At 36.4% G+C, this 23695-nt stretch carries 25 protein-coding genes and 1 pseudogene; 8 read left to right on the top strand and 18 right to left on the bottom strand.

The annotated features are described in order from the left end of the window. Window positions 1-321: 321 nt before the first annotated feature. The gene (locus C1A05_RS09570) at window positions 322-666 is read right to left on the bottom strand and encodes a competence protein ComK (RefSeq protein WP_255398298.1); all 345 of its coding nucleotides are present in this window, start codon (window positions 664-666) and stop codon (window positions 322-324) included. Between the two features lie 520 nt (window positions 667-1186). On the opposite strand from C1A05_RS09570, the gene C1A05_RS09565 reads away from it, so the two are divergent. Next, complete coding sequence (locus C1A05_RS09565) at window positions 1187-1645, top strand: hypothetical protein (RefSeq protein ID WP_145997309.1); 459 nt, start codon at window positions 1187-1189, stop codon at window positions 1643-1645. A gap of 17 nt (window positions 1646-1662) precedes the next feature. Next, entirely contained in the window at window positions 1663-2100 is a 438-nt protein-coding gene (locus C1A05_RS09560; RefSeq protein ID WP_102027997.1) for a hypothetical protein, read from the top strand. Window positions 2101-2494: 394 nt separating this feature from the next. Here the strand turns inward: C1A05_RS09560 and C1A05_RS18570 are convergent. Beyond that, window positions 2495-2617, bottom strand: a pseudogene (locus tag C1A05_RS18570) (DNA/RNA non-specific endonuclease); the annotation flags it as partial. Window positions 2618-3212: 595 nt separating this feature from the next. On the opposite strand from C1A05_RS18570, the gene C1A05_RS18035 reads away from it, so the two are divergent. Beyond that, window positions 3213-3368 (top strand): hypothetical protein, encoded by a 156-nt coding sequence (locus tag C1A05_RS18035; protein WP_159462047.1) that lies wholly within the window; start codon window positions 3213-3215, stop codon window positions 3366-3368. Window positions 3369-3514: 146 nt separating this feature from the next. Here C1A05_RS18035 and C1A05_RS09555 read toward each other — a convergent pair whose 3' ends face one another. The 4 genes from C1A05_RS09555 to C1A05_RS09540 form a co-directional block, all read right to left on the bottom strand. Beyond that, entirely contained in the window at window positions 3515-3865 is a 351-nt protein-coding gene (locus C1A05_RS09555) for a hypothetical protein (RefSeq protein ID WP_145997308.1), read from the bottom strand. Further along, the gene (locus C1A05_RS09550; protein WP_102027995.1) at window positions 3837-4751 is read right to left on the bottom strand and encodes a peptidoglycan DD-metalloendopeptidase family protein; all 915 of its coding nucleotides are present in this window, start codon (window positions 4749-4751) and stop codon (window positions 3837-3839) included. The genes C1A05_RS09555 and C1A05_RS09550 overlap by 29 nt, the downstream gene beginning before the upstream one ends. Next, window positions 4751-5137 (bottom strand): phage holin family protein, encoded by a 387-nt coding sequence (locus C1A05_RS09545; protein ID WP_234998462.1) that lies wholly within the window; start codon window positions 5135-5137, stop codon window positions 4751-4753. The genes C1A05_RS09550 and C1A05_RS09545 overlap by 1 nt, the downstream gene beginning before the upstream one ends. A gap of 117 nt (window positions 5138-5254) precedes the next feature. Next, window positions 5255-5773 carry a competence protein ComK gene (locus C1A05_RS09540; protein ID WP_102027994.1) on the bottom strand — a complete coding sequence of 173 codons (519 nt, stop codon included), beginning with the start codon at window positions 5771-5773 and terminating at the stop codon, window positions 5255-5257. 192 nt (window positions 5774-5965) lie between these two features. Here C1A05_RS09540 and C1A05_RS09535 point away from each other — a divergent pair, with 192 nt between their 5' ends. Together C1A05_RS09535 and C1A05_RS09530 are read left to right on the top strand one after the other, a co-directional pair. Continuing rightward, complete coding sequence (locus C1A05_RS09535) at window positions 5966-6436, top strand: DUF3939 domain-containing protein (RefSeq protein WP_102027993.1); 471 nt, start codon at window positions 5966-5968, stop codon at window positions 6434-6436. 109 nt (window positions 6437-6545) lie between these two features. Next, entirely contained in the window at window positions 6546-7133 is a 588-nt protein-coding gene (locus C1A05_RS09530; protein WP_102027992.1) for an SCO family protein, read from the top strand. 36 nt (window positions 7134-7169) lie between these two features. On the opposite strand, the gene C1A05_RS09525 is transcribed toward C1A05_RS09530, so the two are convergent. Next, the gene (locus tag C1A05_RS09525; RefSeq protein WP_102027991.1) at window positions 7170-7874 is read right to left on the bottom strand and encodes a hypothetical protein; all 705 of its coding nucleotides are present in this window, start codon (window positions 7872-7874) and stop codon (window positions 7170-7172) included. After that, window positions 7867-8376, bottom strand: a complete 510-nt coding sequence (locus tag C1A05_RS09520) for an RNA polymerase sigma factor (RefSeq protein WP_102027990.1) — start codon at window positions 8374-8376, stop codon at window positions 7867-7869. Before C1A05_RS09520 ends, C1A05_RS09525 begins: the two co-directional genes overlap by 8 nt. Before the next feature lie 176 nt (window positions 8377-8552). Between C1A05_RS09520 and C1A05_RS09515 the strand changes: the two genes are divergently transcribed. Further along, window positions 8553-9989: an aldehyde dehydrogenase family protein gene (locus C1A05_RS09515; RefSeq protein WP_102027989.1), complete on the top strand. Its 1437-nt coding sequence runs from the start codon at window positions 8553-8555 to the stop codon at window positions 9987-9989. 110 nt (window positions 9990-10099) lie between these two features. Here the strand turns inward: C1A05_RS09515 and C1A05_RS09510 are convergent, their stop codons facing one another. The 6 genes from C1A05_RS09510 to C1A05_RS09485 all read right to left on the bottom strand — a co-directional run bounded on the left by C1A05_RS09510 (window position 10100) and on the right by C1A05_RS09485 (window position 16817). Beyond that, complete coding sequence (locus tag C1A05_RS09510; protein WP_102027988.1) at window positions 10100-10897, bottom strand: ABC transporter ATP-binding protein; 798 nt, start codon at window positions 10895-10897, stop codon at window positions 10100-10102. Then, window positions 10890-11891, bottom strand: coding sequence for an ABC transporter permease (locus tag C1A05_RS09505; RefSeq protein WP_102027987.1), 1002 nt, complete (start codon window positions 11889-11891; stop codon window positions 10890-10892). The genes C1A05_RS09510 and C1A05_RS09505 overlap by 8 nt, the downstream gene beginning before the upstream one ends. Before the next feature lie 142 nt (window positions 11892-12033). Next, window positions 12034-13029 carry an ABC transporter substrate-binding protein gene (locus C1A05_RS09500; RefSeq protein ID WP_102027986.1) on the bottom strand — a complete coding sequence of 332 codons (996 nt, stop codon included), beginning with the start codon at window positions 13027-13029 and terminating at the stop codon, window positions 12034-12036. 211 nt (window positions 13030-13240) lie between these two features. Beyond that, window positions 13241-14782: a fatty acid--CoA ligase family protein gene (locus tag C1A05_RS09495; RefSeq protein WP_102027985.1), complete on the bottom strand. Its 1542-nt coding sequence runs from the start codon at window positions 14780-14782 to the stop codon at window positions 13241-13243. A gap of 214 nt (window positions 14783-14996) precedes the next feature. Then, a complete protein-coding gene (locus tag C1A05_RS09490; RefSeq protein WP_102028175.1) occupies window positions 14997-16001 on the bottom strand; it encodes a lipoate--protein ligase in 1005 nt (334 codons plus the stop codon). Between the two features lie 87 nt (window positions 16002-16088). Continuing rightward, window positions 16089-16817, bottom strand: a complete 729-nt coding sequence (locus C1A05_RS09485; protein WP_102027984.1) for an MBL fold metallo-hydrolase — start codon at window positions 16815-16817, stop codon at window positions 16089-16091. Window positions 16818-16945: 128 nt separating this feature from the next. On the opposite strand from C1A05_RS09485, the gene yhfH reads away from it, so the two are divergent. Next, the gene (gene yhfH, locus C1A05_RS09480) at window positions 16946-17074 is read left to right on the top strand and encodes a protein YhfH (RefSeq protein WP_102027983.1); all 129 of its coding nucleotides are present in this window, start codon (window positions 16946-16948) and stop codon (window positions 17072-17074) included. A 322-nt stretch (window positions 17075-17396) separates the two neighbouring features. On the opposite strand, the gene hemY is transcribed toward yhfH, so the two are convergent. The 4 genes from hemY to C1A05_RS09460 all read right to left on the bottom strand — a co-directional run bounded on the left by hemY (window position 17397) and on the right by C1A05_RS09460 (window position 23051). Beyond that, the gene (gene hemY, locus C1A05_RS09475; RefSeq protein ID WP_102027982.1) at window positions 17397-18800 is read right to left on the bottom strand and encodes a protoporphyrinogen oxidase; all 1404 of its coding nucleotides are present in this window, start codon (window positions 18798-18800) and stop codon (window positions 17397-17399) included. After that, window positions 18793-19737 carry a ferrochelatase gene (hemH, locus tag C1A05_RS09470; protein ID WP_102027981.1) on the bottom strand — a complete coding sequence of 315 codons (945 nt, stop codon included), beginning with the start codon at window positions 19735-19737 and terminating at the stop codon, window positions 18793-18795. The genes hemY and hemH overlap by 8 nt, the downstream gene beginning before the upstream one ends. Before the next feature lie 21 nt (window positions 19738-19758). Next, entirely contained in the window at window positions 19759-20790 is a 1032-nt protein-coding gene (gene hemE, locus C1A05_RS09465; protein WP_102027980.1) for a uroporphyrinogen decarboxylase, read from the bottom strand. Window positions 20791-20882: 92 nt separating this feature from the next. Next, window positions 20883-23051, bottom strand: a complete 2169-nt coding sequence (locus C1A05_RS09460) for a transglycosylase domain-containing protein (protein WP_102027979.1) — start codon at window positions 23049-23051, stop codon at window positions 20883-20885. A 122-nt stretch (window positions 23052-23173) separates the two neighbouring features. On the opposite strand from C1A05_RS09460, the gene C1A05_RS09455 reads away from it, so the two are divergent. Next, on the top strand, window positions 23174-23671 hold the full coding sequence (locus C1A05_RS09455) for an antibiotic biosynthesis monooxygenase family protein (RefSeq protein WP_102027978.1): 498 nt from the start codon (window positions 23174-23176) through the stop codon (window positions 23669-23671). Window positions 23672-23695: the final 24 nt, after the last annotated feature.

Genomic DNA, 23695 nt, shown 5'->3' with positions numbered 1-23695 from the left:
TTGCTCATTCAATCTGGTTCGGGGCGATAGACAACCTCTATGTGACCGGTTTTTACGCATTCAATCTGATACGGGACGATAGACAACCCCTATGTGACCGGTTTTTACGCATTCAATCTGATACGGGACGATAGATACCCCCTATGTGACCGGTTTTTACTCCCTCACCCTGGTTCGAGTTCATAGGACACCTACGTCTCACAACACGACGAATTTCAACTAACTATAAAGAAAAAAAAATTAAAAAACAGCAAAAAAATAGAACCCCTAAACAAAAAACATTAGGGATTCTAATTCTCCTCATTTTATTCCACAATCAATTTAAATAAACGGCTCCGCTACCTTCTCATTTCCAGAAGAGGCCCAGCTATACTGAAGGCGTTCGGTTAAATTGTAGCGAAAGTGTGCGGTTCGCTGCATTTGATTTAACATTGTCCCATAGGAAGCTGGAACATCGATGACTTGTCCGTTTTTAAATAGTACCGTTGTATACGTTTGATCTTTGGTTTGAACTTTTGAAACATGAGAGTGGGCAATCCATATACAGTTTTTATTTTGTGGGGATGTTGTTGGAAAGAAAAACATTCCAGAATGAGGATCAATTGCGATTGGGGCTTTATGGGTGATTCCACATACACCTTTCGTTCCCTCTTGCCTACCTCCCAGAGTTATGAACGAACATAAAACCTTATTTTCTCAAAAATATTGCCATGGTAGAAAAGGCAACTACACACTTAAGAGAGTTGCCTTTTTTATTCTAAAGTGCTTCATTTAGGTCCTCATATTTATTTGAATCCACATAAAATACAGTTATTTCATTATCCTTTTTTAATAAGATTTGTATATTTTCTAATTCCCACATAGTAGTGTTTTCTTCTTCAAAACTAGGATTACCATATTTATTAATTAATATATCTTTTACAGTATCATATGAGAATCAAAAGCAACAGTTGTATTCGTTTCAACTTCTTTGACATCTTCTTTACATGTTATTTTTAGTGGCATGTTGTAGTGAAGAAGTATTTTTCAGAGATACTGAGTATGGAATCTGTTTCGAGAGTTATATGTTTAAAATAGTATTATTTCACCAGCAATCGTTAAATATATAATGCCACATATATGTTATTATTCAAAATATATATTGTATTCTGAAAAAAATATTGTATTATAATATCTGACCATAAATATGAAAAAATTAGCTTTGTTTTTTGTCGCTTTTTTAATTATGAGTAGTTCTTTATTATTGACTGGCACGAAGGAGGTAGAAGCTGCATGTTATTTAAGTACTCCATCTGATGTGGAAATTTTGGATGACTCAGGTGATACTGACGGTGATGTGAATATAATGTGTTCAGGTGGAAATTATCCTCGTGGTTGGATAAATTTAAGAAATACGGCAAAACCTATGGACTCTACATCAATTAAACAGTGGCGTAAAACTGGAACTCACAGCACTGCAGTTTCAGATTTAACAAAATATTTAGCTAAATACCCTGAACATACTATTGTTAATTATGGAGGAGGTAAAATTAGAGTTATAACGGGGAGCCACGGTGATATTATGCTATATCCTGTTAGTAAATCATATGGTGAATCTACAATTAAATTTAATGCTAAGAACGAAGCAATCAGGTATTTTAAATAAAAGGGATGATGGGAAATATGAAAGAACAAATTATACATAGATGGAATCCACATGAAGAAATTACTCCATATATTTCACTTAATGAGATGAAACAAACCCATTTTGATTTGCTTTTATCTTTTACTCTTTTCAAAATGAGTAATTACAATATAAAAAGAACAGGTAAAATAGCAACTTTCAAATTTAAAAACCCTTTTGCTGTTCGTTATTCTATTGAAAACGATCGTATAGATCTTATCAAAGCTAAACATATAGATAATGGTTCAATTATTGAAAAGCCTATTTGGCCTCTTTTTATAATCGAAAATTCTACTCTTTTAAAGTGGCAAAAAGATTTAGGAGCTATCGTAGAATATGATGAGCAAAGATTAACTTGTTATGCTTTTACAGAAGAGGAATATCTAATTGAGATTTTATGTGAAAAAGAACCTCAGATTCAAATAGAGAATGAATAATTTAATTTTGTTATTGTTTTAATAAAGAAACCATAGTAAAAAATAATTTTAGCAAAAGTGCTTACCAGTAAGGCAAAATGATTATTTTGGGTTTGTAGTATATAAAAATCTACCTGTTAAAGTACAGATTTTTTAATTTGATTTACTTCGTATCTTAAAAATTAAAATACCTAGCTCCTCTTGGACTACCATTAAAGGACCTAAACATGTATTCTCGAGTTTAGGTCCTTCATAATTCTCTAATAGGGTTGTACCTTATTTGATTACAAATTTAGATGATATGACCATTAACTTCAGTTGTTCCTGTACAGACCCCCATTCTCAAATTGTTATAAATCGTCCAAAGAGGAAAATGTTCTTTCGTTCATTTATTTTACCTCAAAGTACTAGGGGCTTATTCACCTACCATACCGTCGTTATCACGATCATCCATATATAGGTATAACCAATGATCGCTCGAAATTGGCATGCTGAAACCAGCTGCTTTTGCTTCTTTAATCGTTACCTGTCCATTACCGCAGAGGAGAAAAGATAATGATACATTTAATTTATCAATCGACCAAAATTGATTAAATGTAGCGACTACTCATTACCTTGAGTACAATAGTTATCTGACCGTTGGCCCTCCGCAAGGCTTACGGTTTTTTATTTTACACCTCATGTAAATTCCTCCAATCCTTTTTATAGATTTATAGATTCTTTAATTGTATCTCTGCAACGCTATATGATACGCCACATTTCGCTGATATCTCAAATGGCGATAATCCTCTTATTAGATCAGGCGGTGCTAGTAATACTCCAGCAAAGGTATTAGCTTGCCATTCAGGATCTTTAAACAATTAATCTTACTACTCCTTAATGTCCAAATTGCCACAATGTATTCTTCTCATCATTTTCGATGATAGGCTCTAAATCTATTGCATGGGTTTCATCGTTTTTATTAAATCTAACTTCGAAGGTCCTACACTGCGAATGGATAAAGTTTTTTCTATTTTGAAAATCAATTTACGAGTGTTTTTATTTAAAGGATTATGTAAAAATCTATTATAAATTTCTTTCGTTATGCTAGACTATTAAAAATACAATAAATAAATTATAAGGGAGTGAAAAATTTGTTATATATACCATTCTTATCCGGAATCATTGCGGGGATTCTAACATTGTTTTTTACAACAGATCAAACCCCTATATTAATTACTAATATATTATTAGGAGTTATCATAGGTCTAATGATAAACAAAGAGAAAGTTCAAAATCCAAAGAAGTAAAGAAGTAATCCCTATATGAAAATATTAAAACACTTCATAAAAAAAGAGAGTAGGTATTTCATAAATACCTACTCTCTCAAATTACATATTAATTTCCTTGTTGCGTATTTTAGTTTAGACTAGTGATTAAATAATATATCGATAGGTTATTCAACGTATGAAAATGAATAATTATCAAAAGCTACATCATGCGTGTCGCCACTGTAATTAATAGATAAATAGTTTATTGCTACAGAGATTCCATCCCCTATCCAAGTATCATGTGCATATTTAGCTAGAGTTTCTCCATATTGAAGTTCATTCGTTTCCGCACTACTTTTTGTTGCAATTCTACCAGATACAGAAACCCCATCTGGTACTCCATTTCTAATATCAACCGCATATACAATGCCCGCAAATTTTTGGTCTGCTATTCCATCACAATTAGAATAGATAACTGAATCATCTCTCACATCATAATGATGACAACTAAAGCCCCCATTTGTATTTAGGCCCAACTACTCCATCTGCAGATAAACCATGTCTTTCCTGATACGCCTTTACTGCAGCTTCAGTTTTAGTCCCATAAACACCATCTGGAGTTACACCAACAGCACGTTGAATTCTTTCCACATCTTTCCCTTTGCTGCCTTTCTTAATCAAATGCCCAGGATAAGGTACAATTGATTTCCCGCTAGGCTTAGTCACCTTTTTCTCTTTGATCACTGCATCAGTTGAAGGATGTCCATACACTTTTACTTTACCGAAATCAGAAGTCTGAATAATGTAAGTATGTGGCTCATCTTCTCCAAGGATTTCATAAGTAAGTCCTCCAAACTTAGTAGGATTGATTTCACCTTTTGTATTTTTTGCAACTGGCACCTTATCTAGGGGATACACTTTCCAATTACCTTTACCAGGCGGAAAATAAATGTGTTTATTCCTCGCTTTAGTATCTTCAACAAAACCTTTTAAATAATCTTCGGGAGCTAAACAGTTATCCTTCCTATTGGCTCTCCATCCATAAGGAATATGATCTTCTGCTTTTTTACGTACTTCAAAATGTAAATGTGAGCATGTAGACTGCCCAGTAGAGCCTTGATAACCGATTGTCTGTCCTTTAGAAATCTTTTGCCCTTTCTTAACTGCAACAGAATGTAGGTGAGCATATAGCTGACCACGATTATTTTTGTCTTTAATTAGGACCACATTCCCATAACCACCAAAGCCTGTACCACTTTTGCCCATTCCAGCATATATAACTTCTCCGCTAGTAAATGCCTTGATAGGTGATTTATGCGCTTTAACTAAGTCGATTCCTGTATGCCACTCTTTACCACCACGAATAGGATGTGTTCTCCAACCGAATCCACTTGTTACACGATAACCATCAAATACACCCATTATTTATCCTCTCCTTTTACATCCAGTTTTCTCGATTCTGACCTAGCTATCTTTGAATCTAATTCTTGCTTAACCCAGTTAATAATTTTTGTACGTATTGCTTCAGGGATCCACTCACCCCATCCAGCACGAATAGAGTTAGCTGTCATAGATTGGATGATATGATACAGAACCCCTGTACCAAGGGCGCCAAAAATAATCCCATTTATACCTAGAACCATATCTAGGAAGTGACCACCTGCAGGCAATAGTAAAATGAAAAAAGTACGAAAGATTCCATCAATCCCATACTTACTTGCGTATGTTTTATCCTTTTTAGATGCCCGAACCCCTGAAATCCAGTCCATGACCACAAAAAGGAGAAGGGCAGTCATTAAATACTTCACAACATCACCTTCTCCAAATAAGAATTCGAATACCGGTTTAAAAACAGCAAAAAAATAGAACCCCTAAACAAAAAACATTAGGGATTCTAATTCTCCTCATTTTATTCCACAATCAATTTAAATAAACGGCTCCGCTACCTTCTCATTTCCAGAAGAGGCCCAGCTATACTGAAGGCGTTCGGTTAAATTGTAGCGAAAGTGTGCGGTTCGCTGCATTTGATTTAACATTGTCCCATAGGAAGCTGGAACATCGATGACTTGTCCGTTTTTAAATAGTACCGTTGTATACGTTTGATCTTTGGTTTGAACTTTTGAAACATGAGAGTGGGCAATCCATATACAGTTTTTATTTTGTGGGGATGTTGTTGGAAAGAAAAACATTCCAGAATGAGGATCAATTGCGATTGGGGCTTTATGGGTGATTCCACATACTCCTTTTGTTCCCTCTTGCCTACCTTTCAGACTAGATCCAAAAAATTTGCAGGCATAATCAATGACTTTGGATGGCGGGGTTTTTACCACGTACTCCGATTCCTTCTCCAGTATTCGAGTACCGACACTTCCATTTTCTAACAATGCAGGCATAACTGCTAGAGTAAATGGTGTGATTTCGTATTCTGTTTTAGCTAAATCCATTAACTTCATTCCTTTCTACTATGATTATCCATAATATAACATATTTTGTGTTAAATTGGGAATGAAATAAACTAAATTTACTAAATAATTAAAAAATATGTAGGTGAGGATGGAGTATTCTATAATTTCTTCCCCTATTGGCAACAATTCATTATAATTGGCTTAATATAGAAATAAGGATGGTGAAACGTGATGTGGAGTAAAAAAAAGAAGGATGATACCCGCGAAAACCAGAAAGCTACGTATCCAACAAGAAATGTATCCATCCATGAATTAAGACAAGCGATTGGGAAATATACGAAGGAGCTTAAAGATGGTATTCCATTATCAATCATTATAAAAGACGATTTAACGATTGATTATGAGCTTCTCGCTCCTTATCTTCAAGCGGTTCCGATTGAGAAATACTATATGTCCAAGGAAACGTATGAAATTTTTCCCGAGGAACAAAAATCTTTAGCAGAAGAAATGGATATGGTTCAAAAAGCTGTCGATCAATACATGAAAATTACAAAGGAGCTACCAGTAATTGATGGGGATCCCTATCAAAAGGTAAGCTATTTTAAATTAGAAAAGCTCAAGTTAATACCACATCGCCCTGATGAAACCTTTTATATAACCGATGAAGAATTCTTAATTACGTATAAAAAAGAACAGACATAATTCTGTAAAAATATCGTCCACATTTCTTCACAAATAGCCAATGCCTTCTCCCTCACCTGCGTTAAGATGGAATTAAGAAGTGATATTGTAATTGTTGGGGGAGATTCTTTTGGCAAAAAAGTATTATGTACTATTTGGGACAATTGTGGCTATTGGGATAGCATTGGGGATTATGTATGTTGAATTTTGGCGTGATGCTGGAATTGAGCTACCGGAAGAAATAACAATGGAAACATCCACTGGTGAGAATTTTGTATTTGCAGATATGGAACCTAAAGTACGGTTACTTGAGTTCTACTATGCGAAATGTCCAGATGTATGTCCCTTAACAACGCAAAGAATGATGCATTTAAAGGACCAATTTACGGATGAAGGAATATTTGGTGATAAAGTGGAATTTATCTCGATAACTATTGATCCAAATGAAGATACCAATGAGGTAATCCAGCAATATATGAAGCAATATGGTATTCAGGTAAATAACGGCTGGACGTTTTTGCGTGGTAGTGTAGAAGATACAGAAAAAGTCGCAAAACCATTCCGCTTCCAATTTAAAGACAATGGAACCGATTTTCTAACGCATACCTCTTACGCTTATTTGCTTGATGAAAATAATGAATTAGTTGAAAAATTCCCAATGGGGCAAGCATTTGATAAAGAGCGAGTCTATGACCGAGTGATGCGATTGGTTGAATGAATAAAAGAACAAGGTGAGTAGCCTAAATGAGGGCACTCACCTTTGATTTTGAAATAGAGCTCGTAATTCATCGTTCGCCTGTAGGATATCTTTATCTACTTTCCAACCATCCTCTGTTTTAATCATTATCATTTGCCCAAAAATCGTAATCGTATCATCTTTTTCCAAACCTTCGAATCCTACATCCACATAATAATCGAAACTCAATTCCCTATCTGTATCTTTTACTCCCGGTTCAAAGGTAATATCCTGCATCGAAATGTTTGCTTTCGTCATTTCGGATAATTGCTCACCATATCGAATAAAATTCGTCATCCACAGCTCCTTAAACCCTTCCTCTGTTACAACGCCCTTATACTGTTCATATGTTTGATCATATAATTCTTGAGGGTTATCATAGGATTCCGTATTTCTTTCGTTCATCATTTGTTCATAGTTTACATCAAATTGCATCTGTTTAAAGGCTTTCGCAACTTCCATCGCTTCTTCTCTAGGAGTTAATTCATTTGTTGGGGCACTGGGTTGATTAAAATTGGAATAAAGCAAAAAGGAGATTAAGAATACAGTAGCAACCCCAACAATACTTAAGAAGTTTTTAGTAAATAATCGCTTTTTCCTTTGAACGGGCTGAATTTCGGATTCCTCGTTGATGCGTATTAAAAACTGCTCTTTCGCTTGATTAGACAATTGCTGATTTTTTGGAAAAGAGCGTAACTCTTGTTCCAGCTTTTCACTATCCATCCATTTTCCCCTCCATTCTTTCTCCTAATTCTTTTTTTGCACGATGATAGGTTACTCGAACTTTATTTTCACTCCACTCTAAAACCTCTGCTGTTTCTTGTACCGTCAATTCCTTAATTCCTCTTAAAACGAGTACATCGCGATAGACTTTCTTCATTTCCATAATTGCTTGATATAATTCCCTTTTTAAGCTGTTTGAGAAAAATAGATTTTCTGCTGAGAGTTCATTTTTTACAACGGTAGAGCTTTGCATTTTCAATTGCTTTTCCTGTTCTTTGCTTCTTTTTCTCATCTCATCTATCGCTACATGTCTTGCAATACTAAAAAGCCAGGTTTTTGGTGAGGAATGCCCATGAAAGCTATCCATATTACGCCATGCTTTTAAGAAAACTTCTTGTGTTACATCATCCATATCCCTCTTCCCAGTATAATAGATGAGGAATTGAAGCACGTCGTTGCCGTAATCATGAAACCATTCGATAATTTGTTCCTTTTCATTCAATTTGTCCCCCCCAATCTAAGCCCTTCTTGTTCATTTGACGAAAGATTTTTGTTTTTATTTCAAAAAATACCAAATTTATATTTTTATAGTACCATATGGAAGAGTTCCTCTAGCCGAAGTGTCTAGAAAGTCATACACCAATCGATGTGCTAGAATAATGTTAGGAGGTGTTTACATTGAACGGAGATTGGAAGAAGTATGTATCGTTATTAGCACAAGAAACAACAGAGAGTTATCCATTACGAAATCCACATACACGAGAAAAAATCATGGATATTCCAGAATGTACAAATGAACAAATGGAAAATGCCATAAAAAATGGCGTCGAAGCTTTTCAAAAAATGAAGGCTTTGACATCTCATGAGCGTGCAGTTATTTTGGAAAGGGTTTGTCATATTATTTCGGAAAACAAAGAAGAATTTGCCCAAACCATTACACTAGAATCAGCCAAACCAATTAAATATGCTCGTGGAGAAGTAGATCGTACCGTGCAAACCTTAAAATTTGCAGCTGTAGAAGCAAGAAAGCTAGAAGGTGAATCGATTCGCTTGGATGCAGCACCAAATGGATCCGGTAGAGACGCTTATACCATTTATCAGCCAATCGGCATAGTTGGCGCAATCACACCTTTTAACTTCCCATTAAATTTAGTTGCCCATAAAGTAGGGCCTGCTTTAGCAGTAGGAAATAGCATTATTGTAAAGCCTGCTGAAAAAACACCATTATCTTCCTTCTTACTACAGAAGGCATTTGAAGAGGCAGGACTTCCAAAGAATGCTCTCCAAGTCATTACTGGTGATGGTCCACGTCTTGGTAAAGTATTAATGGAGCATAAAGATGTAGCAAAGATATCCTTTACCGGTAGTCCAACTGTAGGGAAACAAATCAAATCGCAGGTAGGATTGAAAAAAGTAACATTAGAGCTTGGTAACAATTCTGCTTTATATATTGATAAAAGTGTTAAGGAAAAAGTAAAGGACATTGCTGAAAAAGCAGTTGTAGGCGCTTTTTCATACAACGGGCAGGTTTGTATAAGTACCCAAAGAATTTATGTTCATAAGGATGTTTCAGAAGTATTTTTAACACATTTTAAAAAAGCGACGGAAAAGTTAACCTATGGAGTCCCAACGGATGAGGCAACAGACGTGTCTGGCTTAATCGATGCCAAGTCACAAAACCGCATATTGGACTGGATTAAGGAAGCACAGCAAGAAGGTGCCCAGATTGTTACAGGTGGGGAAAAAATAGAAAATGGAATCCAGCCTACGATTCTAACCAATGTAAAACAGGATAGTAGTATTTCTTGTCAAGAAGTGTTTGGGCCAGTCGTTATTGTTAATGCTGTGGATTCAGCAGAAGAAGCACTTGCTAAGATGAATAACAGTGAATATGGACTAAATGCAGGGGTTTATACTTATGTATTGCCACAAGCCTTTCACTTTGCACATGAGCTAGAGGTCGGTCAAGTATTCATCAATGATCTTCCTACATTGCGATTCGATCATATGCCTTATGGCGGTATTAAAAACTCTGGATATGGTTATGAAGGAATTAAATATGCAATGCAAGAAATGGTGAATCGGAAGTTTATTAGTATGAATTATCAATTCTAAGTTGAAGAGAAACTTTTTATATGTGATAGCTCAAAAAAATCCAAATCAATGCAAGCTCAATGAAAATTGGTGCTTGTTGATTTGGATTTTTTACTTTTATCGAATACTCTTTAGCTCGTTAATACCGTTCTATCACTAACAAACCGTGAGCCACGTATGTTCTGGAATTCCTGAATAAGTCCTTCTACTGTTAACTTCTTCTTTTCTTCCTCATGTGCTTCGAAAATAATTTGACCTGCATCCATCATGACGAGGCGATTCCCTAGTTCAATTGCTTGATCCATTCGATGTGTAACCATCAACGTTGTTAATTGATGCTGCTCTACTAAATCCTTTGTAATCTTTGTAATCAGCTCTGCTCGAGCAGGGTCTAATGCTGCAGTATGCTCATCCAATAACAAAATTCGAGGCTTCGAAAAGGTCGCCATTAATAAGGATAGGGCTTGACGCTCTCCACCAGATAGAAGTCCAACCTTCGTATTCAGCCGATTTTCCAATCCAATATCAATGGATGATAGTAATTCTTTAAATTCATGTCGTCTTCCTTTATTGACACCCTTTAATAAAGAACGCTTCTTGGAACGCCCAAGAGCAAGTGCTAGATTTTCCTCGATTGTCATATTCGGAGCCGTACCCGCCATTGGATCTTGAAATACACGTCCAATCCACTTGGAGCGCTTGTATTCTGGAATGTACGTAACATTTTTATCATCGATTTTAATAGAACCGCGGTCAGGATAAAGTACCCCTGCAATAATATTTAACAAAGTAGATTTCCCAGCGCCATTACTACCGATGACGGTTACAAAATCACCTTCCTGTAACGTCAAGTTCAATCCATTTAGTGCCTTTTTCTCATCAGGGGTTCCTTCAAAAAACACTTTGTTTATTTGCTTTAATTCAAGCATTTTCTTCTTCCCCCTTTTCTTCTAGCTGACGAAAAGCTCTTTTGTTCTGGAATCGTTTTTTATTTTCCTTAAACTGTTTGCCCCAAGTTGGAAAGATAAGTGCCGCTATTACAATGACAGCCGTGATTAGCTTCATGTCACTTGCATCAAAGAAGTCGACTTGAAGCGCAAGAGCAATAATGACTCGATAAATAATTGCTCCAAAAATAACTGCCAATGTGATACGAGCAATCTTTTTCTTCCCAAACAGTCCTTCTCCAATAATCACCGATGCTAAACCAACAATAATCATCCCTACGCCAACGTTCACATCACTAAAGCTATTGTATTGAACAATGACAGCACCACTTAGAGCAACTAATCCGTTCGATATCCCTAAACCAACGACAATATAGGAATTGGTATTTGCAGATAAGCTCTTTACCATTCGTGCATTATCCCCAGTAGCACGTAAGGCAATTCCTGCTTCTGTTTGTAATAACCAATCCATTATTTTTTTCACCACATACGCAAATACAATCATACTTAAAATAACGAGAAAGGTACCAGGAGCGTAATCGGGTATCCCAAGACTTTCAAACGGTGCTAAAAGAAATCGATCAATTTGAAGACTTTCCCATAAGCCCTCGATTTTAGAGAAAATAGTAGTTTCACTCATTAATGATATGGTCGGTTGACCCATAATACGCAAATTAACAGAATATAGGGCTGTCATCATTAAAATACCGGCCAGTAATGGATTAATGTTTCCTTTCGTATGCAATAATCCTGTTACACATCCTGCTATAAATCCAGCACCCCCTCCTATAAGTGTAGCGAGGAAGGGGTCTGTACCATTTACAATCAAAACTGCACTTACAGCACCACCTGTTACAAAGCTTCCGTCTACCGTTAAATCTGGGAAATCTAGTACTCTAAAAGATAAGTAAACTCCTAAAGCCATTAATGCATATATTAAACCTGACTCTAAGGCACCATAAAGTGCATATACCATACAATTTCACCCTTTATTATTTATATGTCTAGCTTTAGGTACTAAAGACTATTAAGGATTTTCCCATATTCATGCTTGTTTCTACTTTCCTTAACTGCAGAAGAATAATCCTTTATGTCTGTACGAAGCACCTTTTGCTTTTCTAATCTTGTTGTTCGGTTTGAACGATTGTCGCTTTTTCTTTTAGTTCATCGGTAAGCTCAACTCCCATTTTGGAAGCCGCTTCTTCATTAATTTCTAATACTAGATTTTGAGGGAATGTTGCAGGCAGTTCACTTGGTTCTTTTTCTCCCTTTAATATTTGAATCGCCTTTTCACCTGCTTCATAACCAATATCGTAATAGCTAAATCCATATGCAGCAAAGCCACCCCGTTTAACGGAATCTAGCTCTCCGACAAACAATGGAAGCTTTTCTTGTTCGCTTACTTGCATGACGGATTCTAATGCACTAACAACGGTATTATCCGTAATTACATAGAATACGTCCACTTTCCCAACTAAGGATTCTGCGGCTTGCTTTACATCTGCAGAGGTAGATACATTTGCCTCCTCCACGGTTAAACCTAGATCATTCGCAACTTCTTTTAATTGTTCCACTTGTGTTACCGAATTTTGTTCACCAGCATTATATACTGTTCCAATTGTGGAATAACCCATGTCTTTAATTAATTGAACAGTACTTGGAATTGCTTCTGGATTAGAATCGGACGTTCCAGTTACATTTCCTCCTGGGTTTTCCATACTTTCTACTAAGTCCGCACCAACTGGATCGGTTACGGAAGTAAAGACAATTGGAATATCACTTGTTTCATTTACTACAGCTTGTGCACTTGGTGTAGCATTAGCAAAGATTAAATCTACTTTATCTCCAACAAACTTTTGCGCGATTGATTGATTGTTTTTCACATCATTTTGTGCGTTTTCTTCTTCAAAATTTATTTTTAAGCCTGATTCTGTTAATGCATCTTTAAACCCTTGTGTTGCCTGATCTAGTGATGGATGCTCCACATGTTGAATAATTCCTACCGTAAGTTCTCCATCTCCATTTCCAGCATTTGAGCTTCCCTTTTCACTTTGTCCACAGGCAGTAACAAACAGTAGTATTCCCAAGAATAAAATCATTGCAACTTTTTTCATGTACACTTCCCCCTTATTTGGTGCCTATCCACACTTTAGCACTTTTATGCTTTTAAGCTTTTATTTACTAAAGTATAAAGAACATAGGCTAACTTTTCAAGCCTAATTTTTTAGAATCAGTCAGGAGAAGATTCGTTGAATATCCATATTCATCTCTTTACACTCCAGTTACATTTTACCCATAAAAAAAAAGAGATGGTTGCCCATCCCTTTATTTCAAAACGATTTCCTTCAAGGATCTTCTTAGAATTTTACCTGTCGTATTTTTTGGAAGCTCCTCTAAAAATTCAATTTTCGCAGGTCGTTTATATTTTACTAGGTGTTCCCCACAATATGTTTTTAATTCTTCCTCATCTAATTGAGCATGTTCCTTCAATACTACAAATGCGGTGACTGCTTCTCCCGTATTCGGATCTGGTACACCTACAACAGCAACTTCTGCTACTTTTGGATGACTATAGAACACTTCCTCTACTTCGCGTGGGTATACATTATAACCGCCAACTAAAATTAAATCCTTTTTACGGTCCACAATGTAAAAATAGCCTTCTTCATCCATTTTCGCCATATCACCAGTATGAAGCCAACCGTTTTTCAAGGTAGCAGCAGTTTCTTCTGGTAGCTTATAGTAACCTTTCATCACATTCTGTCCTCGTACAACGAGCTCTCCTACTTCACCAACTGGGACTTCTTCGCCAAATTCATCGACAATCTTGTTTTCCACATTGATGATGCTTTGACCGATAGACCCTGCTTTACGAGGACGATTTAAAGGATTAAAACAAGTGACAGGTGAAGCCTCTGATAAACCATAGCCTTCTGAAATAATAACGTCAAATTTCTTTTCAAAGCTCGTTAATAACGCAACCGGCATTGCTGCGCCTCCAGAAATACACAATCGAATACTTTCAAAGTAGGCAGGGGTTCCTTCTGGATGCTGAAGTAAATAATTGTACATAGTTGGAACACCAGCAAAAACAGTAAGCTTATGTTTTTTTGTTGCTTCGAATACATCAGTAGGTGAGAATTTCGGCATAATAAATACGGTTCCGCCGTTCATAAGTGGTGCATTTAGAGCAACTGTTAGACAAAACACATGAAACATTGGAAGCGCTGCAAGCACTCGGTCATCAGGGCCAATTTTCAAGTAATCTGCCACGTCTTTCGCATTTGAAAATAAGTTCTTATGCGTTAACATTGCTCCTTTTGGTTTCCCTGTTGTACCGGATGTATACAGAATAACAGCAATCTCTTCCTCACCTATGTGAGGACGCTCAAGCTCTAAGCTTCCTTCCTGCAACAGTTGTGTAAACGATTTCATTTTACTTGCTAATGGAGAATCAACCTTTGCAAACTCTGCCGATGTTTCACAAACGATGACATGTTGAACATTGGAGAGGGCATCTTTCATATGATGAAACTTATCCATTAACATATCTAAGGTAATAATTGCTTTCAGATCACCATCTTGAATAATATAACTAAGTTCACTAGCTGTGTATAAAGGATTGATTGGAATTATAGTCGCACCAACCCGAAGTGCTCCATACAACGCAATTACAAAATGCGGCGTATTACCAACTACTAATGCAAGATGATCTCCCTTACCAATTCCTATTCCTTTTAAACTTGAAGCAAACTTCGTTACTGCCCCTTCCAATTCTGCATATGTCTTTTCCTCCCCTTGAAAAATATATGCAGTCTTACTTAAGTGATTCTTAGCTGTAATGGAAAGTTGATCACTTAAGTTCATAAAAAGCCTCGCCTCCCCTTTTCACATTATGAATGAATAGTCATTCATTATTAGTATAAAAAAATACTATTATTATTATAAAATAGTAAAGGGATTTAGACAAGAAAAGGTTTTCATAGGATTTTTCCCTAAAAGAAAAAACTTGAAAGGACAAAAAATCCTTTCAAGTTTTCAAAAAGGGAACATTTATTCATTACATTTCCCTTATTCTATTTTAATACACTAATTTAATAAAATCTTCTTTATCAATTCTGCCAAAATAATGTTTTATGTCTACATCAGCAAGTGCTTTTTCAATTCCATCTCTATTATATGTAGCACCTTTCAATTTTTCCTCAATATCTGCAACTTCACCAATACCAAAGAAGTCCCCGAAAATCTTACAATCCTTAATAACGCCTTTTGCAACATCTAAACGTACATCGATGCTTCCAACACCTTCAAAACGCTTGGAGTTTTGAATATCAAAGGCTGGTGACTTTCCATAGTTCCATTCCCATGTTTGGTAACGGATTTTCGAAATTTCATGGATCTTCTTCCAATCCGCTTCTGTTAATTTATATTTCGGTACCTCATCAACAGAATCTACATTAAAGATATGACGTAGTAACAAGGCTTTAAATTCTTCCATAGTAATTTTTTCTTCAAGAAATTCAGAAATGTTTGCTACACGACTACGGATAGACTTAATACCTTTTGATTGTATTTTTTCTGCCTTCACTTTCAATGCAGATACAACATTTTCAATTTCCGAATCAAGCATTAATGTACCGTGACTAAACATACGACCTTTAGTAGAAAACTGTGCATTACCAGAAATTTTACGACCACCTACTTGAATATCATTGCGTCCAGACATTTCTGCATCCACACCAAGTGCTTTTAAAGCATCGATTACCGGCTGAGCAAATTTAGCAAAGTTCGCAAAGCTATCCCCATCATCTTTCGCTAAAAAGCTGAAGTTTAAATTTTGTAGATCATGATATACTGCTCCGCCACCAGACAAGCGACGTACTACTTTAATATTGTTTTCTTCTACAAAATCTGTATTGATTTCTTCAATTGTATTTTGGTTTCGACCAATGATAATAGATGGCTCATTTATGTAGAATAGCAAATATGTATTGTCACCTTCGATTTTTAGATGCTTTAGTGCATATTCCTCAATTGCTAAATTAATTCGAGGATCGTTAATACCTTCATTATCAATAAATAACATCATCGCTATTTTCCTCCTTTAATTTAAGCTCCCACCTAATTGTACGGTTTTCGACAAAATAAATCAAAAATAATGATTATTTTAATATTATGGAAAGCTTAGTCCTTCAATGGCTAGTGAAATAGCACCGTCGTAATATTTTTTTGCTTCTTCCTTTAGCTTAGTGATCTCTCCAAAATGCGGGAGGTGGCTTAACCATAGTTGTTTTACATTTGCTGCCTTTGCCACTTTTCCACATTCCTCACTCGTCATATGCCCAGGACCAGAACCATCCATCCCCTCGTAAAAGCTACAATCAGCAATAAGTAAGTCTACATCTTTGCAGTATTCAGACAGACGATCAAAATAACTAGTATCCGCTGTATAAAAACATGTTTTCTGTCCATCTGTAATTTTCATTGCAAAGCAAGGAACAGGATGAACGGTTTTATAAAAGGTAAAGGTAAAAGGACCAAGCGTTAATGGCTCTTTTTCTTGATAGGATTTTCCTACTGTGTATTTACCAGTTAATCTGTTGAACTGTTCTTCCTCCTCCTGATGTCCATATATGGGCAGAATGTTATTTGTACCATGAATACCATTTTGGACGATGTGAAAATATTGAAGTGGTCCAATGTCTGCTACATGATCATGATGGTAATGGGATAAAACAACAGCATCTAAATCTGCTACAGCTTTATATAAAGGGAGTCTTGAGAGTGTTCCACTTCCACAATCCAATAAAACAGCAAAACCATCCTTTTCTAAAAGATAACAGGAAGTTGCTGATTCTCCCTCTGGATAAGCCCCATAATACCCAATAACGGTTATTTTCATGCGTTCATTCCTCCTTTAAAATATAATTGTTATAAAACAGATGGTTGCATAATATACTGTGTTATAATACAATACTAATAAAGAAAATCGTTTACTAAAAAAAATTAACCAAAGTGGAGGGATTGCTCATGACTAGTGTGATCGAATTTTTCAGAAATTTACCTAAGAAAGTTTGTAAAGTTTGTGGCGAACAGATTGATGAAAAAGCGGATTGCTACGGAAATATATGTGATGAGTGTGATCATCCTGCCCGATAAAGAGGAATCCGTTCATTTACTAGGATTCTTCTGAAATCACTTGCAATACCCTTAGTTCTATCATGAGGTTGTTTTTATCCGTTAATGCGCTAAATGATGAATTTGTTGATTTTCATTCCACCTTTCTTTCAAAGGTCTGACTATTAAAGTCAGATCTTCTTTTTTTACAATAACATAAAAAAGGCTTGAGCTTATAACTAACTGTCCAATCACGACAACAACCCTTCTTAAAATTACTTAAGAAGTTATGGATCCAATAAAAAAACCTAAATGTAGTCTTTGCTCTACATTCAGGTTTTCTGTAAAAAATCATTACACTTTACTAATTGTCCCCTAAAAACGAAAGGACCTGCTGAACTGCTTCTTCACCTTGGTCAATACAGTCTGGAACACCGATACCTTCAAAGGAACTTCCCGCGAAAAATAAACCTGGTAAGTGTTGATTTATTTGTTCCTTTAGCGTGTCAACACGATCTTTATGCCCCACTGTATATTGTGGCATAGCATTTCTCCATCTAGAAATAACTTTAAATTGAGGCTTTGCCGTAATGTTCATCGTTTTATTCAGATCTTTCAGTACGATTTCTTCAATCTCTTCATCTGAAAAATCTACTACCTCTTGATCATTCGGTCTACCAACATAACAGCGTACGAGTGCCTTTCCCTCAGGGGTTGTATGTGGCCACTTTTTATGTGTCCAAGTTACTGCTGTAATTCGATAGCTGCTATTTCTAGAAATAACAAAGCCGGTTCCATCAATATCCTGTTTAATATCTTCTTTATTAAAAGCCATCGCGACATTGGCTACAGAAGTTGCTGGCATTTCTTTAAATATTGCCATAAAATCATATTGGCTAAGCATTTTCTGCATGGCAAAATGGGGAGTTGCAATGATAACCGAGTCTGCTTCTATAACCTCATCATTATCTAACAATAAATGATAATTCTCTGTTTTTTTAGCGATATGCTGAACAGGAACACCTGTTATAATACAATCCTGCAATTCCTTCTCCAACGCATCAATCATGGTTGATAAACCGTTTCGGAAGGTTAAAAACTGTCCTTGCTTTGGCTTATCCTTCGATTCCTTTGGCTTCGGCATTGTCTTTTTAATCCCTTTAATTAAACTACGATGGGTTTGTTCCATATGATAAAAGTTTGGAAACGTGGCCATTAAACTCAAATCATCTAAATCCCCCGCATAAATTCCGGATAATAATGGCTCTATTAGATTCTCTACTACTTCATTTCCTAAACGTCGACGAAAAAATGCACCTAACGATTGGTCTTGCTGTGGCTTGCTTTTCGGTAAAACATAATCACCAGCAGCTCTCAATTTCCCGGATAAAGTAAATAAACTAGAAAACAAGAATGGTGTCATTCTTGTAGGGATACCCATAAAAGCACCCTTTGGCATTTTATGAAGACGGTCATTTGCTAAAATGTAAGATTGTCCTGTTGCAACACGTACGAGCTGGTCATCAATTCCTAGATTGATAGCAAGACGAGACGCACTTTTCTTCCGCGCTAAAAATGAATCAGGTCCCCTCTCAATCGTGAAACCATCCCGTTGAATGGTTTGCATTTTACCCCCTAGTTTTTCACTAGCCTCAATAAGCTGGAGTTCATAGGGTAATTTTTTCGTTTCCATTTCTTTTTTCAAGTAATAGGCAGCGGTAAGTCCTGCTATACCGCCGCCTATTACTACAATACGCTTTTTATTCATTTGGAACACCGCTTTGAACTTGTTTCAACACAACAGTCGCAAGCGTATCAATAAATTGTGGTTTACTATTTGGCATCTCAGGACGGAAATAGTCCGCACCAAGCTCCTCACAAACTACTTTACATTCATAATCATTATCATAAAGTACTTCTAAATGCTCTGCTACAAAGCCAACTGGAGCATATACAAATGTACGATAACCATTCTTTTCATACAAATCACGAGTTAAATCTTGAACGTCTGGTCCTAACCAAGGATCTGGTGTATTTCCTTCACTTTGCCATCCAAGTGCATAATCCTTAATTCCAGCACCTTCTGCAATTAAATCAGCAGTTTCTTGTAATTGCTTTGGATATGGATCACCATATTGTAAAATTTTCTCTGGTAGGCTATGCGCAGATACTACTAGTACAGCTTTTTCACGTTGTTGATCTGTCATTTCACCGTATACTTTTTTAATTTGGTTCACCCAATAATTAATGAATCCAGGCTCTTTGTAGAAGCTTTCCACAGAAGTTATGGTAATACCGTATTTTTCTCCCTCTTCTTGTGCTCTTGTGTTATAAGATTTAACACTAAAAGTGGAATAGTGTGGTGCAAGAACGATACTTACGGCTTCTTTAATACCATCTTTGCCCATTTGTTCTACTGCATCTTCGATAAATGGATGAATATGCTTTAAACCTAGGTACATTGTAAATTGAATGTCATCTTGCATTTCATTTAATTTCTTCTCAAGTGCTTCCGCTTGTTCTGTAGTAATACGCGCTAAAGGTGAAATGCCACCAATTGCTTCATAGCGATTTTTTAAATCCTCTAGCATTTCTGGCTCTGGCTTTCTACCATGACGAATGTGTGTATAATACGGTTCAATATCCTCTTCTTTATAGGGTGTACCATAAGCCATCACTAGTAATCCCATTTTTTTCTTTTCCATTATGAACACCTCGTTTAAGTATTAATTTCTTGTATAATCATGAATAAATGCTGTTAATCGTTTTAATGTTTCTGGTTTAATATCTGGGAATACTCCATGCCCTAAGTTAAATACGTAACCTGGTTGACTCATTCCTTGATCTAAAATTCGTTTCACGCGCTCTTCAATAATGGACCAATCGGCTAATAAAACTGCTGGATCAAGATTTCCTTGAACCGTCTTCGTAATTCCCATTGCTCTTGCCTGTTGAATAGATGTACGCCAATCTAATCCAATCACATCCACTGGTAAGTCATGAAACTCCTGTAATAGATGGCCAGTATTTACACCAAATAAGATCGTCGCAGCTTCTTCATCCTTAAGACTAGAAAAGATACGATTCATAGTTGGTTTAATATAGTAACGGTAGTCATCTGCACTTACTGCCCCAATCCAAGAGTCAAAAATTTGGATTGCCTTTGCACCAGCTTTAATTTGTGCTTTTACGTATGTGATGACCAAATCCCCTAATTTATCCATTAACGCAAACCAAGTCTTAGAATCCCCATACATCATTGCTTTCGTTTTATTGTAATCCTTAGATGGTCCACCTTCAATCATGTAGCTTGCAAGCGTGAAAGGTGCTCCACTAAAACCAATTAGCGGTACATTTAATTGTTCTTTTGTAAGGATTTCAATCGTTTTTAATACATATGGTACATCCTGTTCAGGATCAAGCTCCCCTAATCGTTCAATATCTGCTTTTGAACGAATTGGATTTTCAATAACTGGACCGATGCCTGGCTTAATTTCAACATTTACCCCAATTGGTGGTAGTGGAGACATAATATCTTTATACAGAATAGCTGCATCCACATTGTAGTTATCAACTGGCAGCTTCGTTACATAGGCACAAAGCTCTGGTTGATGAGTTATTTCAAATAGTGAATATTTCTCCTTTAATTTTCGGTATTCAGGCTGCGAACGTCCTGCCTGTCGCATATACCATAGAGGTACATAGTCTGTTTTTTCTCCTCTAAAAGCCTTTAAAATCGTATCATTAAATTGCGTCATTATCTTTCACCCTTCACTCTTAATCCAATATATATGGTAAACGAAATTTTCTTGACTGTATACAAAAAGGCACGTATTGTCACGAAATTGCCTTAATCAACCTTCACTTCATTGGAAATTTCTCCAAATTGATCGGTTAACGGATTATAAGGAATGACAAAATACGTTATTTCATCAAACATCTTTGCACTTTTATCCTTGTAATATCCTTTACCTTTTACTTCATCAATGAAATTCATTCCATCTTCGGTTTTTTCGTAAATGCGATATACAATTCGTTCGTCCTCGCTAGCTGTCCATTGTAATTCCACAGAAACACCACTAAAGAGTCCAAAATCCTTATCACCTTGCAAATCATCAATAATTGGTAACTCAATTGGTTTTGGTAAATCCTTGACATTATCCGGCTTTTCAAATGCAGCCTTTAGGTTTTCTTTTCGGTCTAGCTCGGACAATATATTTTTCATTAGCATGGTTGGTGCACTGCTACCTGTTTTTAAGTAATGTTCTTCATCCGATTGGTCGTATCCAATCCAAGCTGCACCTACGTATTCCGGTGTATACCCAACAAACCAGGTATCCTTATACCCGTCTTTTTCGTACGGATGCTGAGTAGAGCCTGTTTTACCTGCTAGTGCTTTTTCATACTCCCCTGCAGCTCCTGTTCCCGTCTCCACAACCGCTTCAAGCATTCTTGTTATGTTCCATGCCGTTTGCGGTGAAAATACTTCTGTTTCTTTTGGATCAACAGAAGCAATCACTTCTCCATCCCGATTTTGAATTTCTAAGATGGTGTAGGCTTCAATTGCTTTTCCCTCATGTAAAAATGCACGGTAGGATTGGGCCATTTGTAATGGAGTAACGCCCTTAAAGAGTCCTCCTAAAGCTATGCTTAAATTACGATCATTCGGCAATTCCATACCCATCTTCAATAAAAATTCCTTAGCATATGAAATACCTATTTTATCTAACAACCAAACGGCAGGTGCATTTTTAGACAATACTAAAGCATCATACATTGTCACTTCACCTGCATATTGGTCATCATAATTCCTTGGTGTATAGTCATCGTCGTATGTTCGCAATTCATCTGTTAATAATGAAAAGGGTTGATAATCCTCTTGCTCTAATGCTGGAGCAAAAACAGCCAATGGTTTAAAAGTAGAACCTGGTTGTCTCTCCACCATTACCCGATTTATATCCCCACGCTTAAATTGTCGACCACCAATCGCTGCAGATATAGCTCCCGTTTCTTCATCGATTAAGACAAAAGCCCCCTCAACACCATCTATGGACCCATTAAAGTATGTATCATTTTGAAATTGCTCATAAGCAATTTGCTGCGCAGTAGGATTAATTCCAGTAACGATTTTATAACCGCCTCGATATATTTCTTCTTTACTAATATGATATTTCTCCTCCGCTTCTTGTAAAACGAGGTCTACATATGTTTCAATCCATGGTCTCGATTTTTGCTCATCTAATTCTACCCCTAGCGTTTTCCCTTGATTAGCGGACATGACTTCTGCATCAATCATATTCAATTCATGCATTTTCGCTAATACCACGTTTCTACGTTCTTGCGCTTTCTCTGGTTGGTCTACAGGTGAGTAATGACTTGGGGCCTTCGGGATTGCTGCTAGCATCGCTCCTTCAGATACGGTTAGATTTTGGACGCTTTTCCCAAAAAAGTAATTCGCCGCTTTCTCTATTCCATACACACCATGTCCAAAGTATATTTCGTTTAAGTAATATTCTAAGATTTTATCTTTGCTTACATTTCGTTCTAAATAAATCGCTCCCATTACTTCCTTTGTTTTGCGCATCCATGTTTTATCATTTGTAAGAAAAACATTTTTTACTAGCTGCTGGGTAATCGTACTGGCTCCTTCTACCTTATCCATCGCAATCACATCTTTATAAACCGCTCTTAATACAGAAGAAAAGTCTACTCCTGCATGTTCATAAAAACGTTCGTCTTCAATTGCTACAAATGCATTTTGCACATGCTCTGGTATTTGGTCAATTGGTACAAAGGTACGATTTTGACTATATAAAGTAGCCACTTCTTCCCCTGTTGGGCTTTGAATAACAGTTGCTTCCGAAAATACAAATCCTTTGTCGTCAATAACCATTTTTCCACCTAATAAAATCATATTATAGCCTATAATACTAATAAAAATGATGGAAAGGGAGACGATTAATCCCCACTTTACGGCAGGGTGCTTTATCCATTTATGATTAAATTTATCCCATTTCATGATATTGCACCTTTCTCCTGGTTAAAATGATAGCAACACCATATTAGCATGGTGGTGGATTCTTTGTCGAATAATACCGCAATACCAAATCAATTGTATTATATGTAGTTAGGAGGTTTTACATGAAGGTTTTAATGACAAATGGAACGACAGCGTTTTTAAGAACCCTTAAAGAAAAACATCCAGAAGCCAACATACGGATCTTAGAAAATGCAACCAATGCCTTGGCTTATTATGAAGGGAATAATACCGATTTATTTGTCGAGGAGAGAATCTATGAGACGGTAGACTATGTTGGAGATGTAAAAGAAGAGGGTTTTGTCGTAATGAATCACATTCCTGTAACAGATGAAGGTCGACCTATTTTTGAGGATCGGTTCAAAAATAGACAAGGGAAGATTGAGTCAATGCCAGGATTTCAAGCTTTACGCGTCTTAAAGCCTGCCAGTGGTCATACGTATGTTGTCTTTACCCAATGGGATGATGAACGAAGCTTTCAAAACTGGGTCGAATCTTCCTCCTTTCAAGAAGCTCATAAACGTGGGGATGACGAGAAAGAAAAGAAGCCACCATATAGCGCTGGTCCTTCTTATGTACACCATTATCGAGTAATAGATTAATAAAGGTGGACAAGAATTATTCTT

This window comes from Salirhabdus sp. Marseille-P4669 (assembly GCF_900240405.1).
In the GTDB taxonomy this organism is placed as follows: Bacteria; Bacillota; Bacilli; order Bacillales; family Alkalibacillaceae; genus OEQK01.
Note: the sequence above shows the minus strand (reverse complement) of the source record. Positions and strands in the feature narration are given on the sequence as shown.